Raw genomic sequence first — 18,529 nt, forward strand, 5'->3', positions numbered from 1 at the left:
GCCGCTGCGCGTCGGCGGTCGTCCCGATGTGACGGTCTGCGAAGGAGACCACTCTCAGCCCTCCGTGATCGCGGTGTAGCCGTCGCGGTCCAGCAGTCCGTCGAGGGCGCCGTCGACGACTTCGACCCTGATCATCCAGGCGTCCTCGAAGGGCGAGGAGTTCACCAGCGACGGGTCGTCGACGATGGCCTGGTTGATCTCGGTGACGGTGCCGGCGACGGGCGCGTACAGCTCGGAGACCGACTTGGTCGATTCGGCCTCGCCGAACACGTCGCCGCGGCGGAGCTCGGTGCCCACCTCCGGCAGCTCGACGAAGACGATGTCCCCGAGGGCGTCAGCGGCGAAGTCGGTGATGCCGACGGTGGCGACGGTGCCGTCGAGGGCGACCCACTCGTGTTCTTCGCTGTATTTGAGGGCGGTCAGATCGGTCATCTCTTCCTCCGGTAGAAAGGCAGGGCGGTCACGGTCGCGGGGATCCTCGTCCCCCGCACATCAAGGAATACTGCGGTTCCCTCTTCGGCGAAGGAGGGATCGACGAAGGCCATCGCGATGGGGTGCCCGAGCGTCGGGCTCAGGGCGCCGCTGGTGATCTCGCCGATGACGGCCCCGTCCTCGGCCACCACCGCGTAGCCGGCGCGGCCGGCGCGCCGGCCCTCGGCGGCCAGGCCGACGAGCACCCGGGCGTCCTCGGCGGGCGCGGTGGCGTCCTTGCCGACGAACCGGTCCTTGTCGGCAACGACCACGCGGCCCAGTCCCGCCTGCGCCGGACGGATGTCCCGCGAGAGCTCATGCCCGTACAGCGGCATGCCCGCCTCCAGGCGCAGCGTGTCACGGGCGGCGAGACCACAGGGCACGAGACCGTGCGGCTCTCCCGCGGCGAGCACGGCATCCCACAGCGACTCGGCGTCGGCGGCCGCGACGAGCAGCTCGAAACCGTCCTCACCCGTGTACCCGGTGCGCGCCAGCAGCAGCGGCTTCCCGTTGTAGAAGGCGTCGGACCAGGAGTAGTACTTCTGCTCCGCCCAGGGGGTGCTGAGCTCGTCGATGCCGGTGACCGCGGCGAGGATCGTCTCGGAGGCGGGCCCCTGGACGGCGATGAGCGCGTAGTCGTCGGACACGTCGACGACCTCGGCCGCGAAGCCTCCCGTGCGTGCGTCGAGCGCCTCGCGCACGGCGTCGCGGTTGCCGGCATTGGAGATGATGAGGAAATCGTCGTCGGCGAGGCGGTACACGATCACGTCGTCGATGATGCCGCCGTCCTCGGCCAGCAGCAGCGAGTACTTCGCCCTGCCGACCGTCATCGCCGACAGGCGCCCTGCGAGCGCGTAGTCCAGGTAGGCGGCGGCGTCCGCACCCCGCACGGTGAACTCCGCCATGTGCGAGATGTCGAAGATGCCGGCTGCCGTGCGCACCGCGTGATGCTCGGCGAGATCAGAACTGTAGCGCACCGGCATCTGCCAGCCGCCGAAGTCCGTGAAGGCCGCCCCCAGCGCCTCATGGCGCGCGCGGAGCGGTGTGTGGCGGGCGTCGGTCATGGAGTTCTCCCGGTCGGTCGGGCGGACGCCGTCATGGTCGTCCTCGGAACTCCCCCTCTGTCATCGGGCCTGAGAGCTTCGCCCTCCGACCGGATCCGGGAAACCGGGTCGAGGTGGGGCTTTCACCGTCGGCGGATGCACGAGCATCGCTTTTCAGAGCGGCCGGACCGGCACGGTATGGATACCTGAGAGATTGGCGGGGAGGCTTGCTCCTTCGGTGCCCGGTCGCGTGCGCCGGACTCTCCCGCACAGGTCATCGGCCTGTGTTCAGTTGCGCCTTCATCATAGCCCAGACGGCGCCGTGCGCCTGGCGCGCCGCGCGTCGGCGGACGAGCAGGTCGCACGACGCCCTAGGCTTCTCGGTGTGAGTGGCAAGATGGGCGAGAACGACGCCATCCGCGTGGCGGTGTCCACCGTCATCTTCTCGCTGCGCAGCGCGCCGGAGGGCGACCGTCTCATGCTTCCCCTGGTCCGCCGCACCCGCGAGCCGTATCGGGGGGCCTGGGCGCTGCCGGGCGGGTGGCTCGACGCCGCCGAGAACCTCGATGCGGCGGCCTCCCGGACCCTCGCCGAGACCACGGCCCTCGATCCCGGCTACCTCGAGCAGCTGTACACCTTCGGGGACGTGGATCGCGCCCCGTCGCGGACGATCTCCATCGTGTACTGGGCACTGCTGCGCTCGGACTACGTGGATGCGCAGCGCTCCGCCTCGGATGCGCCGGAGAACGTCGAATGGTTCGACGTGGATGCCATCCCGCCGCTCGCGTTCGACCACAACCGCATCGCCGACTACGCCCTGGACCGGCTGCGCAACAAGGTCGGCTACAGCCGCATCGCAGCGAGCCTGCTGCCGGACGAGTTCACCCTCACCGAACTGCGCGAGGTGTACGAGGCGGTGCTGGGCCGTCGCCTGGATCCCTCGAACTTCCGCCGTCTGCTGGAGGGGTCCGACGAGCTCGTCCCGACCGAGTCGTTCCGCACCGGCAAGCACCGTCCCGCACGGCTGTACCGGTACAACGCCGACGCCTGAGCCCGGCATCCGCCCCGCCGCCCCCTGCGGGGAGCGCGTGCCCGGCCCCTGTCTGGAACCGCCGCGATTGCACTTCTGGTCAGATCGACATAATCTGATCTCACACAGTAAGTGTCAAAGTGACCAGAAGGTGGCGTCCGATGCCCGCAACCCCTCTTCTCGACCCCTCCGTCGACCACGCCGTCCAGACGATCGTCACCGGAGCCTCGACGGAATCGGCCTGCACGGCCGACCTCGCCGAAGGCCCCTGGAACTTCGACATCCGCCCCGGGTACGGACCGGGCTCCTCGATGAGCGATGTCATCCCCACCGGAGCACCGCGGCAGGGCGAGTTGCCCCGCGAGTACCGCGAGGCCGCCGAGGAGGAGCTGCACGCCCGCATCGACGCGGCCAAGCGGAAGCTCGGCGACCGCGTCGTCGTGCTCGGGCACTTCTACCAGCGCGAGGAGGTCGTCCGTCACGCCGACTACGTGGGCGACTCCTTCCAGCTCGCCAACGCCGCACTGGAGCATCCGGAGGCCGAGGCGATCGTGTTCTGCGGCGTGCACTTCATGGCCGAGACCGCCGACCTGCTCTCCGGCGCCGAGCAGGCCGTCATCCTCCCCAACCTCGCCGCCGGATGCTCGATGGCGGACATGGCGGACATCGACCAGGTGGAGGACTGCTGGGAGCAGCTCGCCGACGTCTACGGTCCGCTCGACGAGCCGGATGCGGAGGGCCTCGTGCCCGTCATCCCCGTCACGTACATGAACTCCTCCGCGGCGATCAAGGGCTTCGTGGGCCGCCACGGCGGGATCGTGTGCACGTCCTCGAATGCGCGCACGGTGCTGGAGTGGGCGTTCGCCCGCGGCCGTCGGGTGCTGTTCTTCCCCGACCAGCACCTGGGACGCAACACCGCCAAGGCCATGGGGGTGCCGCTGGACCGGATGCCGATGTGGAACCCGCGGCGCCCGCTGGGCGGCGCGAGCGTGGAGGAGCTGCAGGAGGGCCGCGTGATCCTCTGGCACGGCTTCTGCTCGGTGCACCGCCGGTTCTCCGTCGAGCAGATCGACAAGGCACGGGCCGAGCATCCGGACGTGCGGGTGATCGTGCACCCGGAGTGCCCGGCGGAGGTCGTCGACGCCGCCGACGAATCCGGGTCGACGGCCTACATCCGTCGCGCGATCGAGGAGGCGACCGAACCGACGACCTTCGCGATCGGCACGGAGGTGAACCTGGTCCGGCGGCTCGCCGCGCAGAACCCGCAGCACACGGTGTTCTGCCTCGACCCCGTCGTGTGCCCGTGCTCGACCATGTACCGCATCCACCCGGGGTATCTGGCCTGGGTTCTCGAGGAGCTGGTGGCGGGGAACGTCCAGAACCGCGTCCAGGTCACCGACGACGTCGCGGCTCCGGCGCGGCTGGCGCTCGAGCGGATGCTGGCGGCCAAGCCCTGATGCATGTCCTCGTCGTCGGAGCCGGCATCGCCGGGCTGACCGCCGCCCTGCGCGCCGACGCCCTCGGCCATGACGTCGAGGTGCTCGTCAAGGGCTCCCTCGGTGACGGCTGCACGCCGCACGCGCAGGGCGGCATCGCCGGGCAGTACGGGCCCGGCGACTCGGCGGCGCTGCACGCGCTGGACACCATGCACGCCGGTGACGGCCACGGTGACCCGGCGGCGATCGCCGCGCTCGTCGACGGCGCCACGGCGGCACTGGAGGCGCTCGTCGACTCCGGCGTCCGCTTCGACCGGGAACCGGACGGGTCGACCGCGCGCGGACTGGAGGCCGCGCACAGTCTGCCGCGCATCGCCCACGCCGGCGGGGACGCCACCGGGCGGGTGATCTCGGATGCGCTGGTCGCGCGGCTGCGTGCGCGCGACGTGCGGATTCGCGAGCACGCGTTCGCGGCGGACCTGCTCGTCGAGGCAGACCGCGTGCACGGCATCCGTCTGCTGTCGGGGACGGAGCTGGCGGCGGATGCCGTGCTGCTGGCGACCGGCGGCGCCGGCCGGCTGTACCCGTTCACGACGAACCCGGTCGGCACGACCGGCGACGGCATCGCGATGGCGCTGCGTGCGGGAGCCGTCGTCGCCGACCTCGAGTTCGTGCAGTTCCATCCCACCGTGCTGGCCGACGGGTCAGGGCCGTTCCTCATCTCGGAGGCCGTGCGGGGCGCCGGGGCCGTGCTGCGGGATGCGGACCGACGTCGGTTCCTGCTCGACGAGCATCCCGACGCGGAGCTGGCGCCGCGCGACGTGGTCGCCCGTGCGGTGGCCGCGCGTGCCCTCGCACAGGGCGCTCCGGTGCTGCTGGACGCGTCCGGGCTGGGGCGCGATGCTCTCGCACACGACTTCCCCACGATCGACGCGGAGCTGCGCCGGCGCGGACTGGACTGGTCCGCCCGCCCCGTGCCGGTCTCGCCGGCGGCGCACTACCTGATGGGCGGCATCGTCACCGACGTCGACGGCCGTACCTCTCTGCCGGGGCTGTGGGCGGTGGGCGAGACGGCCCGGACGGGCGTGCACGGCGCGAACCGGCTGGCGTCCAACTCCCTGCTCGAGGGTGCGGTCTTCGGTGCCCGCGCCGCAGCCTCCCTCGCCCTCCCCTCCCCGGCGTCCCCGTCGCCCTTTCCGCCGCCTTCGGGCCGGGAGAGTGACGGGAACGGGGTTTCCGGGGCGCGGTCCGAGAGCGCGGGCAGGACGGAGGCCGGGGAAGAGGGCACGGCACCGCCGGACGGATTCTCTCGGGCGGCGCTGCAGCGCCTGATGTGGGAGAAAGTCGGGCTGCTGCGCGATGACGACGGGCTCGCCGAGGCCGTCGAGACCCTGCACAGCTGGCATCCGCCGCTCCCGGACACCGCGGCCGCGCAGGAGGACGCGAACCTCCTCGCCGTCGCGCGAGCCGTCGCATCCGCCGCCCTGGCCCGCACCGATTCGCTCGGCGCCCACTTCCGCCTCGCCTCCACCCTGATCGGAGCCTCATGATCACCCCCGCCACCCTGGAACGCACCGTCCGCGCGGCGTTGGAGGAGGACGCCCCGTGGGGTGACATCACGAGCATCGCCCTGCTTCCCGCCGATGCGCATGCCACCGCCGACCTCGTCGCCCGCGAAGCCGGGGTGCTCAGCGGCGGCGAGGTGTTCGCCGCCGCGTTCACCCTCACCGATCCGGGCGTGCACGTCGACCTGCACGCCGCCGACGGAGACCGGTTCGACGCCGGTGACGCGCTGGCCTCCGTCTCCGGCCCCGCCCGCAGCATCCTGACCGCCGAGCGCGTCGCGCTGAACTTCACGCAGCGGATGAGCGGGATCGCCACGCTCACCGCCGCCTACGCGGATGCCGTGACCGGCACGGGCGCGCGCATCGCCGACACCCGCAAGACCACCCCGGGGCTGCGCGAGTTCGAGCGCCACGCCGTCGTCTGCGGCGGCGGCAGCAACCACCGCCGCTCGCTGTCGGATGCCGTCATGGCCAAGGACAATCACCTCGAGGTGCTCCGTCAGGGCGGCCGCGACCTGGCATCCGCTCTGCGCGAGGCGCTCGCGCGCCTGCCGCACACCACGCACGTCGTCGTCGAGGTCGATCGGCTGGATCAGATCCCCGCGGTCCTCGACGGCGGGGCCGACACGGTGCTGCTCGACAACTTCTCCCTCGACGACCTGCGCACGGCCGTCGGCCTGCTCGCCGGTCGGGCCACGGCAGAGGCCTCCGGAGGTGTGAGCCTGGAGACCGTGCGGGGGATCGCCGAGACCGGGGTGCAGGTGATCTCGGTCGGCGCGCTCACGCACTCCGCCCGCGCCCTCGACCTCGGCCTCGACGTGCGAGTCGCGTGATGCTGTACCTCGATCACGCCGCGACGTCACCCGTGCGCGGCGAGGTGCTCGAGGCCATGCATCCGTACCTGACCGAGGCGTTCGGGAACCCGTCCAGCCACCACACCGCCGGCGAGACCGCCGCCCGAGCACTGGAGGACGCCCGGGCGCGCGTCGCCCGGGCATTGGGGATGCGCACGGGGGACGTCATCTTCACCTCCGGCGGCACGGAGGCCAACAACCTCGCCGTCAAGGGCATAGTGCTCGGCGCCCGGCAGTCCGGCGCACCGGCCCGCCACCTGGTCACGACAGCCATCGAGCACGAGTCCGTACTGGACTCCGCCGACCATCTGAACCGCCTGCACGACGTGGAATCCACGCTCGTGCCCGTCGACGAGCAGGGGGTCCTGCATCCGGAGAGGCTGTCGGCGGCGCTGCGCGAGGACACGGCGCTGGTCAGTTTCGCGCACGCCAACAACGAGATCGGCACCGTGCAGGATGTCGCGGCGCTGGCCGCCGTCGCGCGCGAGCGCGCTGTTCCCGTGCACGTGGATGCCGTGCAGTCGGCCGGCTGGCTGGATCTGCGACAGCTGGGGGCGGATGCCGGTGTCGCCGCCATCTCGGTGGCCGGGCACAAGCTCGGCGCGCCGAAGGGCACGGGCGCGCTGGCCGTGCGCTCACGCGTCCCGATCGAGCCCCTGCTGCATGGCGGAGGGCAGGAGCGCGGCCGACGCAGCGGTACGGAGAACGTCGCGGGGGCGGTCGCCCTGGCCACCGCTCTGGAGCTGGCGGAAGCGGAGCGCGCGCGCACGGTCACGGCGGTGGCCGCGAACACGCAGGAGTTCATCGCGGGGGTGCTGGCGGCCGTGCCGCAGGCCCGGCTCAGCGGGCATCCCACTCGCCGCCTTCCCGGGACGGCCGCGTTCACGTTCGCGGGCACCAGCGGTGAGGCCGTGCTGCTGGAGCTCGAGCGGCGCGGAGTGATCACCTCCAGCGGGTCGGCCTGTGCGGCGGGCAGTGACGAGCCCTCCCATGTGCTGGTGGCATGCGGCGTGGCGCCGGAGGTCGCTCAGACCGCGGTGCGCTTCACCTTCGACCGTGCACCGCTGCCCGAGGGCATCGCCGGCCGCTTGGCGGCGCTGGTCGCGGAGGCCGTGGCCGGCGTCCTCGGCGGCTGAGCACGGCGAGGCGTCACCGGTCGGAGGACTTCACAGCCCGACGGGCGCCTCGTCGTCCGGCACCTCGGCGTCGATGCGTGCGGCGGCGACCTGCTGGGCGGCGAGCTGCGCGTACAGGCCACCCGCGGCCAGCAGCTCGGAGTGCGTGCCGGACTCGATGATCCGCCCCGCCTCGAGCACATGGATGGCGTCGGCCCCCATCACCGTCGAGAGCCGGTGCGCGATCGAGATGACCGTGCGGCCCTTCGCCGCCTCGTCCAGCGCCTCCTGCACGACGCGCTCCGAGACCGTGTCCAGGGCGCTGGTCGCCTCGTCCAGCAGCAGCACGGGCGGATCCTTCAGCAGCACGCGAGCGATGGCGATGCGCTGCTTCTCCCCTCCGGAGAGCCGGTAGCCGCGCTCCCCCACGATCGTGTCGTAGCCCTGCTCGAAGCCCTCGATGACATGGTGGATGTTCGCCGCCCGGCAGGCGGCCTCGAGCTCGGCATCCGTCGCATCCGGCTTGGCGTAGCGGAGGTTCTCTCGGATCGTGGAGTGGAACAGGTACGTCTCCTGCGAGACGATGCCGATGTCGTCGATGATCGCGTCCTGCCGGAGCGTGCGCACGTCGGCGCCGGCGAAGCGCACCGTGCCCCCGACGGCCTCGTACAGGCGCGGTGCGAGGTAGAGGATGGTCGTCTTGCCCGCCCCGGACGGCCCCACGAAGGCGACGTGGCTGCCCGGCTCGGCGACGAAGGAGACCCCGTCCAGGGTCGGGCGCGCGTCGGGCGCGGCATCCGGGTAGCGGAACACGACGTCCTGGAACTCGACACGGCCGCGGGGACCGGGAGCGGACGCCGTGTCGATCGCGTCCGGCGCATCGCTGATCTGCGGCACGAGGTCGAGGTACTCGAAGATGCGGGCGAACAGCGCCTTGGAGGTCTGCAGGTCCAGCGCGACGCGCATGAGACCCATCAGCGGCATGAGCAGCCGCGCCTGCACGGTCGTGAACGCGACGATCGCGCCGGCGGTGATCTCGGGGGCGCCACCGCTGATGAACAGGCCTGCGACGAGGTAGATGACAGCGGGGACGCTCGACATCAGCACCTGCACGACGGCGAAGAAGCCCTGACCGCTCATCGCGCGGCGCACCTGCAGCCGCACCTGATTGCGGTTCTCGTCCTGGTATCGCCGGGATTCGGTGCTCTGCCTGTTGAAGGACTTCGACAGCAGGATGCCGGAGACGCTCAGCGTCTCCTGCGTGATGCTCGTCAGCTCCGACAGCGACTCCTGCGTCTCACCGGCGATGCGCGCGCGCACCTGGCCGACACGGCGCTGGATGAGCACGAGGATCGGCATCATCACCACCGCGATGAGGGTCAGGCGCACGTCGATGAGCAGCATCGCCACCAGTGAGGCGATGACGGTGACCGTGTTGCCCAGGATGCTGGTGACCGTGTTGGTGAGGACGCCCGACACTCCGCCGACGTCGTTCTGCAGTCTGGACTGTATGACACCGGTCTTGGTGCGGGTGAAGAAGCCCAGCTCCATGGCCTGCAGGTGCTCGAACAGCTTCACGCGCAGATCGCCGGTGACCTCGTTGCCGACCGTCGACGTCAACCAGGTCTGCAGCACGTTCAGCCCCGCCGACACGAGGAAGAGTCCTATGGTCACGGCGACCAGCAGGGTCAGCAGTCCCAGCCGCGGTCCGCCGCCCGCGAGCGGGAACAGCGCATCGTCGAAGATCCGCTGCACGAGCAGCGGAGGAATGACCGCGATCCCCGCGCCGACCACCACCAGCAGCGCCGTCAGCGCGAGCCTGCCGCCGTACGGGGTGAACAGTTCGACCACACGGCGTCCGAGCCCGCTGACGACCGGTGCCTGGGCGTTGAGCGCGCGCTGCGCGGCTTCGTCCACACTCCGGAACCCGCCGCCGCGTCCGCCTCTGCCCATGCTCATCCCCTCAGGGTAGTGTGCTCGACGGCCCGGGGAATGAAACGCCACCGGGACGGGTTGTTCTGCGTGGCCGGCCCGTCGCATCCGCCGGGATGCCGCACCGGGCGTCCGCCCCATCCGCACCCCACAGCCGAGGAGTCCCATGCCCGCCGCCGACACAGGCACCGCCCCCGTGACCCGCGCGCCCGCAGCCCCCCTGATCCCCGCCAAGGACATGGCGGTCATCTGGGTGCTGCTGGTCGCGGCGTTCGTCGCGATCCTGAACGAGACGACGATGGGGATGTCGATTCCGCATCTGATCTCCGATCTCCAGATCACGCCGATCGCCGCGCAGTGGGTCACGAGCGCGTTCATGCTGACCATGGCCGTGGTCATCCCGATCACCGGCTTCCTGCTGCGCCGTTTCACGACCCGTCAGATGTTCCTCGGAGCGATCTCGCTGTTCTCCACCGGCACGCTGCTCGCCGCGCTGGCCACCGGGTTCCCCATGCTCATCGGCGCTCGGATCGTGCAGGCCTCCGGCACCGCCGTGATGATGCCGCTGCTGATGACGACCATCATGAGCCTCGTACCGGCCTCCTCGCGGGGACGCATCATGGGGCGCACGAGCGTCGTCATATCGCTGGCCCCGACGATCGGGCCGACGATGTCCGGCTTCCTGCTGGATCACTTCGGATGGCGGGCGATCTTCGTCGTCGTCCTGCCGATCGCACTCGTGGCGATGTTCATCGGGTGGCGGTGGCTGACCGACGTCGGTGAGGCGACGCGCGCGCCCATCGACGCCCTCTCGATCGTGCTGTCGGCCTTCGGATTCGGCGGGCTCGTGTACGGTCTGAGCCAGATCGGCGGACTCGGGCAGGGGGGAAGTGCGGTGCCCATGGCCGTCGCACTCGCGGTCGGCATCATCGGCCTGGGTCTGTTCCTGTGGCGGCAGCTGGTGCTGCAGAGGGCGGATGACGCGCTGCTCGACCTGCGCGTGTTCGCCTCGCGGAACTTCTCGCTGTCGATGACGCAGATGTTCCTGCTGTCCCTGGCGTTCTTCGGCAGCATCACCATCCTTCCGCTGTACCTGCAGAACGCCCTGGAACTGAGCGCGCTCGATGCCGGGCTCGTCATACTCCCCGGAGCGCTGGCGATGGGGCTGCTCGGGCCGCTCATCGGCCGCATCTACGACGAGCACGGCACACGCATCCTGCTCGTGCCGGGATCGTTCCTCGCGTCGGCCGTGCTGTGGCTGTACACGACGTTGACCGTCGAGACCTCGATCTGGCTGGTACTGACGGCGCAGACGCTGCTGTCGGTGGGTCTGGCGCTCTCGCTCACGCCGCTGTTCACGGCGTCGCTGGCGTCACTGCGACCGAAGTTCTACGCATACGGCAGTGCGGTCGTCGGGACCGTGCAGCAGGTGGCAGGGGCCGCCGGCATCGCCGTGATGATGGCGGTCTTCTCCGCGGTGGTCAACGCCGCAGGAGGCACCGAGGTTCCCGCGGCCGTGGCCGCCGGCACCCGGGTGTCGGTGCTCATCGGCGCGATCATCGCCACCATCACCATCGTCGGCGCGTTCCTCATCCGCAAGCCCGAGGACGACCTCGACCATCCGGATGCGCACTGATGTCCCAGCAGGGGCGGCACCGGCTCCGCGTGCGGTAGGGTTCTGGGTATGACTCATCGGTTCGCGTATTTTCGGCCGGCTCTGGAGGGGCCGGCGCGAGTGTAGCGCGCACCGACGTCTTCAGAGCCGACAGGGCAGAGCATCCGCTCTGCCCTTCGCCGTTCCGGCGGGCTCTGCACGGGGTCCGCCTCCGACAGGACAGGACCCATGAGCACCATCACGATCCCCGACCGTACGACCGATCTGCACATCCGCGGCTTCGCCACGCTCCCCTCCCCCGCCGAGGTGAAGGACGAGATCCCCGTCCCCGACGAGCTGTCGACCGTCGTCGCCCACGCCCGTGACGAGGTGCGGGCGGTCATGGCGGGTCGCGACGATCGGCTCCTCGTCGTCGTGGGCCCGTGTTCGATCCACGACACGGATGCCGGATCGGAGTACGCCCGCCTGCTGGCGTCCGAGGCGCAACGGCATCGCGACGACCTGCTGATCGTCATGCGCACCTACTTCGAGAAGCCGCGCACGACCGTCGGATGGAAGGGCCTGATCAACGACCCGCATCTGGACGGCAGTCATGACATCGCGACCGGGCTGCGCCGCGCCCGGAGGTTCCTCCGCGACGTGACCGCGCTCGGACTGCCCAGCGCGACGGAGTTCCTCGAGCCGATCAGCCCGCAGTACATCGCCGATCTCATCTCCTGGGGTGCGATCGGCGCACGCACGACCGAGAGCCAGATCCACCGGCAGCTGGCGTCGGGCCTGTCGATGCCGATCGGCTTCAAGAACGGCACCGACGGCGGCCTGAAGGTCGCCCTGGACGCCGCGGCGGCGGCGTCCGCCCCGCAGGCGTTCCTGGGGATCGGCGCGGACGGCCGCGCGAGCCTGGTGACCACGACCGGGAACCCCGACACGTCGATCATCCTGCGCGGCGGGGCGGACGGGCCGAACCACACCCCGGAGCACGTGCGTCGGGCGGCCGGGATGCTGGCCGCCGCGGGACTGTCCGACCGGGTCGTCGTGGACGCCAGTCATGGCAACAGCGGCAAGGACCACCTCCGGCAGGCGGAGGTGGCGGCCGAGATCGCCGCACAGGTGGGCGACGGCGAATGCTCGGTGGCCGGGGTCATGCTGGAGAGCAACCTCGTCGCGGGCGCCCAGCGGCACGACATCTCGACCGGGGCGGCAGGGCTCGTGCGCGGTCAGAGCATCACCGACGCGTGCATGGGGTGGGACGCCACCGTGCAGGCGCTGGAGGGGTTCGCGGAGGCCGCGCGGGCGCGCCGCCGGGCGACGATGTGAGACCTGCTCACCCGAGCGCCTTCAGGTCTTGTCCCGTCGGCCGCAGTCAGGACTGCGCGTGGGCCCCGGACTGCGCGGCGGCGGGCAGCACGCAGTAGCCGTCTGCGCACAGCCCGGCCTCGGCATCCGTCTGCAGCACCTGGAGGGACGGCACCGCGTTGAGCGTCGCCTCAGCACGTCGCGGCGCGTCGTTCTGCGTTTCGACCATCCCCCGATGCTACCCCCTGACTCGCGCAGCGGCGCCGCTCAGCCGCCGAGGCTGGTGACGAGGTTGATGACGGTGGCGAGGATGACCGCGCCGAACAGGTACGCGAGCATCGTCTGCGCGATCACGACACGGCGCACCGAGTTGACCGTCACGTCGGTGTCGGCCACCTGGTACGTCATCCCGAGCCCCAGCGAGAAGTACGCGAAGTCGGTGTACTGCGGATCGTCCTCCTGGTTGAAGTCGATGCCGCCGACCTGGTCGGTGTAGTAGATCCGCGCGTAGCGCAGCATGTAGTCGACCTGGATGAGCCCCCAGGACGCGGCGACGCCGAGCACCGCGATGCCCGCCAGCAGGTAGCCCTCCACCTCGCCGGCATGACGCGCCTGCAGCACGACGATGCCGACGGCGACGAGGCTGATGAGGCTGCCGGTGATCGCGATCAGCCGGGCCGTGCGACGCCCGGGGTCCTCCGCCGTGGCATGCGCTCTGGTCGCCGCGGCATCCATCGGCCACACCGTCACGACCACCCACAGCGTGTTGACCAGGCCGAGTGCGCCCCAGCCTCCGACGACTCCGGCCGCCGGCCCCAGAAGGATGCCGAGTCCGACGCCGGTGCCGAGTCCGATCAGCACGGAGACGACGGCGCGCACGCGCACTGAGACGCGGGCTGCATGATCTTCCATGAGCGCATGCTACGCGGCGAGCGCCCGCAGGCCCCGCCTACGCGCTGCCGTTCCCCGAACGGGCGCGTCTCTCCGCCGAGTGGGTGCGCCATGACGCCCACAGCACCAGCAGGAGGTGATGGAGCATCCCCACGAACACGACGGTCCACACTCCGACGGCGATCGCCAGCGCCACCTGGCCGATCGCCCCGGATGCGGGCAGCGCGTCGGCCTCGCCGAGCGAGAGGGAGGCGACGGCGAACATGCCGACGGGGAACACCATCGACCACAGTGCGGGCTCGTAACGCAGCGGCACCCGGTGCAGCATGTGCCGCCACGCCCCGGCCCCGACCAGCAGCGGCAGCAGCCACAGGCAGAACACCCAGAAGATCACGACCGTCGCCGCGATCAGCGGACGGACGGCGTCCACGAGCGGCGTGTGCTCCATCTGCACGATCGCCGAGCCCGCCACGACGGCGATCGCGAGGGCTCCCATCGAGACCCAGTACGCGGGGTCGAACTGCTGCGGGGTGATGCCGAACTGCACGACCCGCAGCAGCACGAGCATGGCCATCGCGACGTACAGGATCACGCCCACCGACCACGCCAGCACAGCCACCAGACCGATCCACTCCCCGAAGGACGCATCGACGGTGGGGCTCAGCCGCGCCATGCCGATCGCGAGGGACTGGCTGGCGACCGCCCACACGAACCAGGAGCCGTTCGCGTGGCGGAGGATGCTCCTGCCGTCGCGGGTCATCAGCACCTGCCAGGGCAGCACGTAGCCGAACACGAACCAGATGAGCGTCGCGAACAGGAACAGAGATCCCGCCGCGAACTCGAAGCCGTCCTGCGCGAGCCGCACGCCCAGCACGTCGGTCGCGGCGACCACGGTGAAGTAGCCGAAGGCGTTCTCGGGATCGCGCAGGTCGTCGACGACGCGGTGCCAGTGGAAGATCGCCCGCCACACGTACAGCACCCACAGCCCGGCGTACAGTACCGCGGTGATCCACATCAGTGCGACGGAGAGCGAGCGGATGCCGGTGGTGTGCAGCCCGATGGAGACGATGCCGGTGCCCATCACGGCGGCGAAGTACCCCGGCGACAGGCGTGCGACGGCGCCCCGGACAGGCGGCATCGACGCCGTCGCGGCCGCCGCTGTGCTCATCACCCGCTCACCTTCAGATCAACGCCTGACGGCGACCGCCGTCCCCTCCAGTATCCTCCTCACGGGGATCCGGCCGAGTCAGGGGCCGAGGCGGATGTCCGCGGTGTCTCGTCAGTCCCAGTCGAGGTACTCCTCGATGACGACGGCGGTCTCGATCGGGTGCGTGGCCGGGAAGTAGTGGTCGGCACCGGGGATGCGGGTGATGCTCGCACGCTCGGGTGCTGTCGCCTGCAGCCGCTCGGCGTGCACGGCCGGGGTGATGTCGTCGTCGGATGCCTGGATGATGAGCACCGGGATGCCGTCGGCCAGCGGTGCGCCGTCCTCCTCGACGCCCAGCAGCAGCAGCCCGCCGACCCGGTCGTGGTGCTCGGCGGCGAAGACGCGCGCGATGCTGCCGCCGTGGCCGTGCCCGCCGATCCAGGTGTCGGCGATGCCCAGGTGCTCGAGCACCGCGTCCGCGTCAGCTGCGCGGTCGCTGTCGGTGATGGCATCCGCCGCCGCCCTGGCCCCGATCCGCACGACGCGGAACCCGGCCTCCTCCGCGAGGTAGTGGGCGATGACGTTCAATCCGTCCGCACCGAGCTCGCGGTCGGTGACCAGCGTGAGCGTCACGGGTCCGACGCCCTCGTCGGCGAAGGGCACGGCACGGCCATCGGGTTCGAAGGTGCTGATCTGCGTCACGGTCGTCTGCTCTCCAGTGGGGTTCACGGTAGCCGGGCCTCGCGCGGATCGCACGAACCGCCCCGATCACCGTAATCACGCAGCCGCGATCGGACAAGTCCGCCCCGCGGGCGTCGGCAGGCGGGGGCCCGTGACGGTGCGGCGGCTCGAGGTGTGGCATCCGGTCGGTGCGTCAGACTGGACCGGTGGAGGACCTTCGGATACCACCGGGACCGGGTGCGCCCCGAGGGCTCACCGTGCCCGCTGCGGAGCTGGTCGAGCAGTTCTCCCGCTCCTCCGGTCCCGGCGGGCAGGGCGTGAACACCACGGACTCCCGCGTGCAGCTGAGCCTCGATCTGGCCACGACGGGCGCGCTGGACGACGCGCAGCGCGCTCGTGCGCTGACGAGGCTCGCCCCACGGCTGTCGGGCACCACGCTCATCATCACGGCGAGCGCGCAGCGTTCGCAGCGGCAGAATCGCGCGGCGGCGCGGGAGCGTCTGGCCGACCTCATCCGCGATGCCGTCGTGCCGGATGCCGTCCGGCGTGCGACGCGGCCGACGCGCGGGTCGCAGCGGCGCAGGCTGGAGCAGAAGCGGCGACGCGCGGAGACGAAGAACGCCAGGCGGCGCCCGTCCGATCGGGACTGACCGGCCAGGGTGGATAATAAACACGGGATTCACCGTGGTTATTCACGAAGGGATGGCTCGGATGGGAGTCGAAGGACGCGACGACACGCTCGGCACGACCGTCGGCTTCCTGCTCAGGGCGCTGCGCGCCGTGGGCGAGCTGGGCGATCCCGATGCGGCCAACCGGCTTGCGGCGCAGGCATGGTTGGCTCTTCGCGACGATCACCCTCAGCAGGCCAAGCGGCTCAACGGGGTCATGCACCACCTGTCCCGGCTGCCGCAGGTCACAGGCGGCGAATCCCGCAACCCACCCACCGATCAGGAGGACAGATGAGCGACGATCCGAAGCTCGACGTACGCAACGACGTGCCGCAGCGCCGTCACGAGCTGATTCTGCAGAACTACCACGAGCTGGAGGCCGGCAAGGGCTTCGAGCTCATCAACGATCACGACCCCAAGCCGCTGTGGTATCAGTTCGATGCCGAGTTCAAGGGACAGTTCACCTGGGACTACCTCGAGGAGGGCCCGGAGGTGTGGCGAGTCCGGATCGGACGACCCGCCGCCTGAGTCTCCGCCGGATCGCGCTGCTGCGCGATCCGGCGCTCTCCGTCAGAGGGCCCGCCGAGTTCGCCGTGACGACGCCCACCGCTCCATCCTGACGCCCGTCGATTGTGAGCGCTGGAGGATCACCGCTTCTCCGCATCCGCGCGGCGCAACGCTCTGTCAGACTCGGAGCATGGCCGCAGAACCACGCGACGGCTCGGCTCGGGTGCTCCGCATCGACGGTGCCCGTATCGACACGATCGAAGACCTGTATGTCCAGCTGAACGACCTGCTGATGAAGGACGAGGACTGGCGGCTCGGCACGAGCCTGGATGCACTCCACGACGTGCTGTACCGCTTCGATCCGGGCGCCGACCTCGGCCCCGCCGTCTTCGTGTGGACCGATCACGAGCACAGCCGGGAGAGCCTCGGCATCACCGCGACCAGGGCATGGCTGGAGGCCAAGCTCCACCGCCCGGACGTCTTCGATGCACGCACGATCCGCGCGCAGCGGGACGCGTTGCTGGCAGGCGAGGGTGCGACGTACTTCGATCTCGTCGAGGAGGTCTTCGCCGGACATCCGGGTGTGCGGCTGGAACTGAGGTGACCCGGCGGGGTCTCCGCGGCCGCGCCCATGCCCGAGGGGATCGATCAGATCCGGAGATCACCGGAGGACGCGGCGCAACAGCCGAGCCTCAGCGTCGGCTGATGCAGACGATGCAAGGTGCCGCTCCGCCGGATCGCCTTCACCCGGAACTCTCGGTGCCGGGCGCGACGACATCGAGCCCCGCCGCAGCCGCCGCTTCAGCGAGCCGATGGTCGTAGGTGAGGATGCCATCGACATCGAGTCGCATCGCCGCTTCCAGGTGCAGAGCGTCAAGAGTCCGCAAGTACGGCATCGGCAGAAAACCCGCCGACCGGTATGTGGCCCGGTCCAATGCCGCCAGCGAGACTCCGTCAAGGATCGCACTGACTCTGGCCTGGTCCCGCCCCTCTCGCACGGCCATCCGGCGCAACTCCGTCTCAAGAAGATCGCTCGACACGAGGGTCGCATCCGCATGGTCGAGCCATTGCACCAACGCCTCGGTCTCGGACTGCGAGATGAGAAGTGCGCCGAACGCCGACGTGTCGACGTAGACGAGGGGCATGGCGCTCACACCCGGTCCTCGCGAAGCTCATCGATGATCCGAGACATCGCACGGTCGCCTCGTGCCGGCTGGGGCTTGAGCGCCGCCCAGCCTCCCGTGCGCTTCGCGGGCCTGGCGATCGGCAACGTCGCGGCAGGTGCATCGATCGGAACGATGCGACCCACCGGGATGCCGCGGTTGGTCAGCACGAACGACTGACCTTCGCCGACAGCGCGAAGCACCCGTCCGGACTCGTTGCGCAACTCGCGCTGCGAGAGGCTCTCCATCTGCGGTTCTGACGCGCCCATACCGCAAATCGTAGCACTCGTGCTACACGTTGAACCGGAACTCGACCACATTACGTCAGAGATAGGCATGAGCACGGATCTGGTCCGCCCAGGCGCTTGGCCCAGTTCCGCCAGCGTCTCGCCGGCTAGCCAGATTCAGCGTATTGCTGAGAGGACCACCGGGTCGTATCGATGAAGCCTCCCGTCTCGCAGCTCCCTTAGACCCGCAATACAGTCCGGCGGAACGCGCATCTGACTAGTCAGGAGCAACCGACGAACTGGTATCGATCTGTGACGGCGTTGCGGACTCAACCTGCACTGCGTCGAACGATCTGCGATGACGCGATTCGACGCGCCCCTTCACCCCCAGTAGCTTTCTCGCCTGATTGACGTAGTCGTCTAGTGCATCGGAGTAGCGATCAAGAAACTCTCGTGCCTTGGCACCGCGGAAGACCCCATCCGAGTTCATCTGTCGAGCGACTTCGTTCATGTAGTCGTGTATGGCCTTGTCAAAATGCGAGAAAGAGTCGATCACGACTTGCGACCCGATCACCGACACCCGGCCTCGCATGCGTCTCATCTCTTGGTCAAGGATCATTGCTCGACCAATTGCCTCCCCTGCACGGGCATCAGCCTCCGCATCGGAACCACCGTGCGGCGCATTCGAAGTGAACGTACTCATCGCATCTTCCATCGCATAAGCCTGGTCGAGCGACTCCAGGACAATCTCACGCCTGAGTTCACCAAGTCGCTTGCTCTTCTCATTGCTGCGGCTCAACAGACCCCCGGCAAACACACCGGCCAGCGCGGACACGAGAGGAAGCAACACCGGAGAGACGGCTATCAGCGCTGAAACAATCTCCATGC

The 18,529-nt window shown here is 70.0% G+C and carries 21 protein-coding genes and 2 riboswitches; of the genes, 11 read left to right on the plus strand and 10 right to left on the minus strand.

Annotated elements, in window-relative coordinates:
* Positions 1–54: 54 nt before the first annotated feature.
* Entirely contained in the window at positions 55–432 is a 378-nt protein-coding gene (gene gcvH, locus ABD770_RS01965) for a glycine cleavage system protein GcvH (RefSeq protein WP_344817808.1), read from the minus strand.
* Positions 429–1,535, minus strand: coding sequence for a glycine cleavage system aminomethyltransferase GcvT (gene gcvT, locus ABD770_RS01970; protein WP_344817809.1), 1,107 nt, complete (start codon positions 1,533–1,535; stop codon positions 429–431). Before gcvT ends, gcvH begins: the two co-directional genes overlap by 4 nt.
* Positions 1,536–1,585: 50 nt before the next feature.
* Positions 1,586–1,697, minus strand: a riboswitch (glycine riboswitch).
* Position 1,698: 1 nt separating this feature from the next.
* Positions 1,699–1,792, minus strand: a riboswitch (glycine riboswitch).
* Positions 1,793–1,911: 119 nt separating this feature from the next.
* Between gcvT and ABD770_RS01975 the strand changes: the two genes are divergently transcribed.
* From ABD770_RS01975 to ABD770_RS01995, 5 genes are all read left to right on the plus strand, one after another.
* Positions 1,912–2,565: an NUDIX hydrolase gene (locus tag ABD770_RS01975; RefSeq protein ID WP_344819846.1), complete on the plus strand. Its 654-nt coding sequence runs from the start codon at positions 1,912–1,914 to the stop codon at positions 2,563–2,565.
* Between the two features lie 140 nt (positions 2,566–2,705).
* On the plus strand, positions 2,706–4,001 hold the full coding sequence (gene nadA, locus ABD770_RS01980; RefSeq protein WP_344817810.1) for a quinolinate synthase NadA: 1,296 nt from the start codon (positions 2,706–2,708) through the stop codon (positions 3,999–4,001).
* Positions 4,001–5,530 (plus strand): L-aspartate oxidase, encoded by a 1,530-nt coding sequence (gene nadB, locus ABD770_RS01985; RefSeq protein WP_344817811.1) that lies wholly within the window; start codon positions 4,001–4,003, stop codon positions 5,528–5,530. The genes nadA and nadB overlap by 1 nt, the downstream gene beginning before the upstream one ends.
* Entirely contained in the window at positions 5,527–6,378 is an 852-nt protein-coding gene (gene nadC / locus ABD770_RS01990; RefSeq protein WP_344817812.1) for a carboxylating nicotinate-nucleotide diphosphorylase, read from the plus strand. The genes nadB and nadC overlap by 4 nt, the downstream gene beginning before the upstream one ends.
* Positions 6,378–7,535 (plus strand): cysteine desulfurase family protein, encoded by a 1,158-nt coding sequence (locus ABD770_RS01995; protein ID WP_344817813.1) that lies wholly within the window; start codon positions 6,378–6,380, stop codon positions 7,533–7,535. The genes nadC and ABD770_RS01995 overlap by 1 nt, the downstream gene beginning before the upstream one ends.
* Positions 7,536–7,565: 30 nt before the next feature.
* Here the strand turns inward: ABD770_RS01995 and ABD770_RS02000 are convergent, their stop codons facing one another.
* Positions 7,566–9,473 carry an ABC transporter ATP-binding protein gene (locus ABD770_RS02000; RefSeq protein WP_344817814.1) on the minus strand — a complete coding sequence of 636 codons (1,908 nt, stop codon included), beginning with the start codon at positions 9,471–9,473 and terminating at the stop codon, positions 7,566–7,568.
* Between the two features lie 139 nt (positions 9,474–9,612).
* Between ABD770_RS02000 and ABD770_RS02005 the strand changes: the two genes are divergently transcribed.
* Positions 9,613–11,082: an MDR family MFS transporter gene (locus ABD770_RS02005; protein WP_344817815.1), complete on the plus strand. Its 1,470-nt coding sequence runs from the start codon at positions 9,613–9,615 to the stop codon at positions 11,080–11,082.
* Positions 11,083–11,289: 207 nt separating this feature from the next.
* Positions 11,290–12,378, plus strand: coding sequence for a 3-deoxy-7-phosphoheptulonate synthase (locus ABD770_RS02010; RefSeq protein ID WP_344817816.1), 1,089 nt, complete (start codon positions 11,290–11,292; stop codon positions 12,376–12,378).
* 46 nt (positions 12,379–12,424) lie between these two features.
* Here ABD770_RS02010 and ABD770_RS02015 read toward each other — a convergent pair whose 3' ends face one another.
* The 4 genes from ABD770_RS02015 to ABD770_RS02030 all read right to left on the minus strand — a co-directional run bounded on the left by ABD770_RS02015 (position 12,425) and on the right by ABD770_RS02030 (position 15,097).
* Positions 12,425–12,586: a hypothetical protein gene (locus ABD770_RS02015; protein WP_344817817.1), complete on the minus strand. Its 162-nt coding sequence runs from the start codon at positions 12,584–12,586 to the stop codon at positions 12,425–12,427.
* Positions 12,587–12,624: 38 nt separating this feature from the next.
* Positions 12,625–13,269, minus strand: coding sequence for a DUF1345 domain-containing protein (locus tag ABD770_RS02020; RefSeq protein WP_344817818.1), 645 nt, complete (start codon positions 13,267–13,269; stop codon positions 12,625–12,627).
* A 37-nt stretch (positions 13,270–13,306) separates the two neighbouring features.
* Positions 13,307–14,416: a tellurite resistance/C4-dicarboxylate transporter family protein gene (locus tag ABD770_RS02025; protein ID WP_344817819.1), complete on the minus strand. Its 1,110-nt coding sequence runs from the start codon at positions 14,414–14,416 to the stop codon at positions 13,307–13,309.
* 111 nt (positions 14,417–14,527) lie between these two features.
* Entirely contained in the window at positions 14,528–15,097 is a 570-nt protein-coding gene (locus ABD770_RS02030) for an alpha/beta fold hydrolase (RefSeq protein ID WP_344817820.1), read from the minus strand.
* 185 nt (positions 15,098–15,282) lie between these two features.
* On the opposite strand from ABD770_RS02030, the gene arfB reads away from it, so the two are divergent.
* The 4 genes from arfB (at position 15,283) to ABD770_RS02050 (ending at position 16,855) form a co-directional block, all read left to right on the plus strand.
* A complete protein-coding gene (gene arfB / locus ABD770_RS02035) occupies positions 15,283–15,726 on the plus strand; it encodes an alternative ribosome rescue aminoacyl-tRNA hydrolase ArfB (protein ID WP_344817821.1) in 444 nt (147 codons plus the stop codon).
* A 52-nt stretch (positions 15,727–15,778) separates the two neighbouring features.
* The gene (locus ABD770_RS02040) at positions 15,779–16,039 is read left to right on the plus strand and encodes a hypothetical protein (RefSeq protein ID WP_344817822.1); all 261 of its coding nucleotides are present in this window, start codon (positions 15,779–15,781) and stop codon (positions 16,037–16,039) included.
* Entirely contained in the window at positions 16,036–16,272 is a 237-nt protein-coding gene (locus ABD770_RS02045) for a DUF2249 domain-containing protein (RefSeq protein WP_344817823.1), read from the plus strand. The genes ABD770_RS02040 and ABD770_RS02045 overlap by 4 nt, the downstream gene beginning before the upstream one ends.
* 169 nt (positions 16,273–16,441) lie before the next feature.
* Positions 16,442–16,855 carry a barstar family protein gene (locus ABD770_RS02050; protein ID WP_344817824.1) on the plus strand — a complete coding sequence of 138 codons (414 nt, stop codon included), beginning with the start codon at positions 16,442–16,444 and terminating at the stop codon, positions 16,853–16,855.
* Positions 16,856–16,994: 139 nt separating this feature from the next.
* Here the strand turns inward: ABD770_RS02050 and ABD770_RS02055 are convergent, their stop codons facing one another.
* The 3 genes from ABD770_RS02055 to ABD770_RS02065 form a co-directional block, all read right to left on the minus strand.
* On the minus strand, positions 16,995–17,396 hold the full coding sequence (locus tag ABD770_RS02055) for a type II toxin-antitoxin system VapC family toxin (RefSeq protein WP_344819847.1): 402 nt from the start codon (positions 17,394–17,396) through the stop codon (positions 16,995–16,997).
* Between the two features lie 5 nt (positions 17,397–17,401).
* Complete coding sequence (locus tag ABD770_RS02060) at positions 17,402–17,683, minus strand: type II toxin-antitoxin system Phd/YefM family antitoxin (RefSeq protein WP_344817825.1); 282 nt, start codon at positions 17,681–17,683, stop codon at positions 17,402–17,404.
* A gap of 235 nt (positions 17,684–17,918) precedes the next feature.
* Entirely contained in the window at positions 17,919–18,527 is a 609-nt protein-coding gene (locus ABD770_RS02065) for a hypothetical protein (protein WP_344817826.1), read from the minus strand.
* Positions 18,528–18,529 lie beyond the last annotated feature (2 nt).

Source organism: Microbacterium soli (genome assembly GCF_039539005.1).
Classification (GTDB): Bacteria; Actinomycetota; Actinomycetes; order Actinomycetales; family Microbacteriaceae; genus Microbacterium; species Microbacterium soli.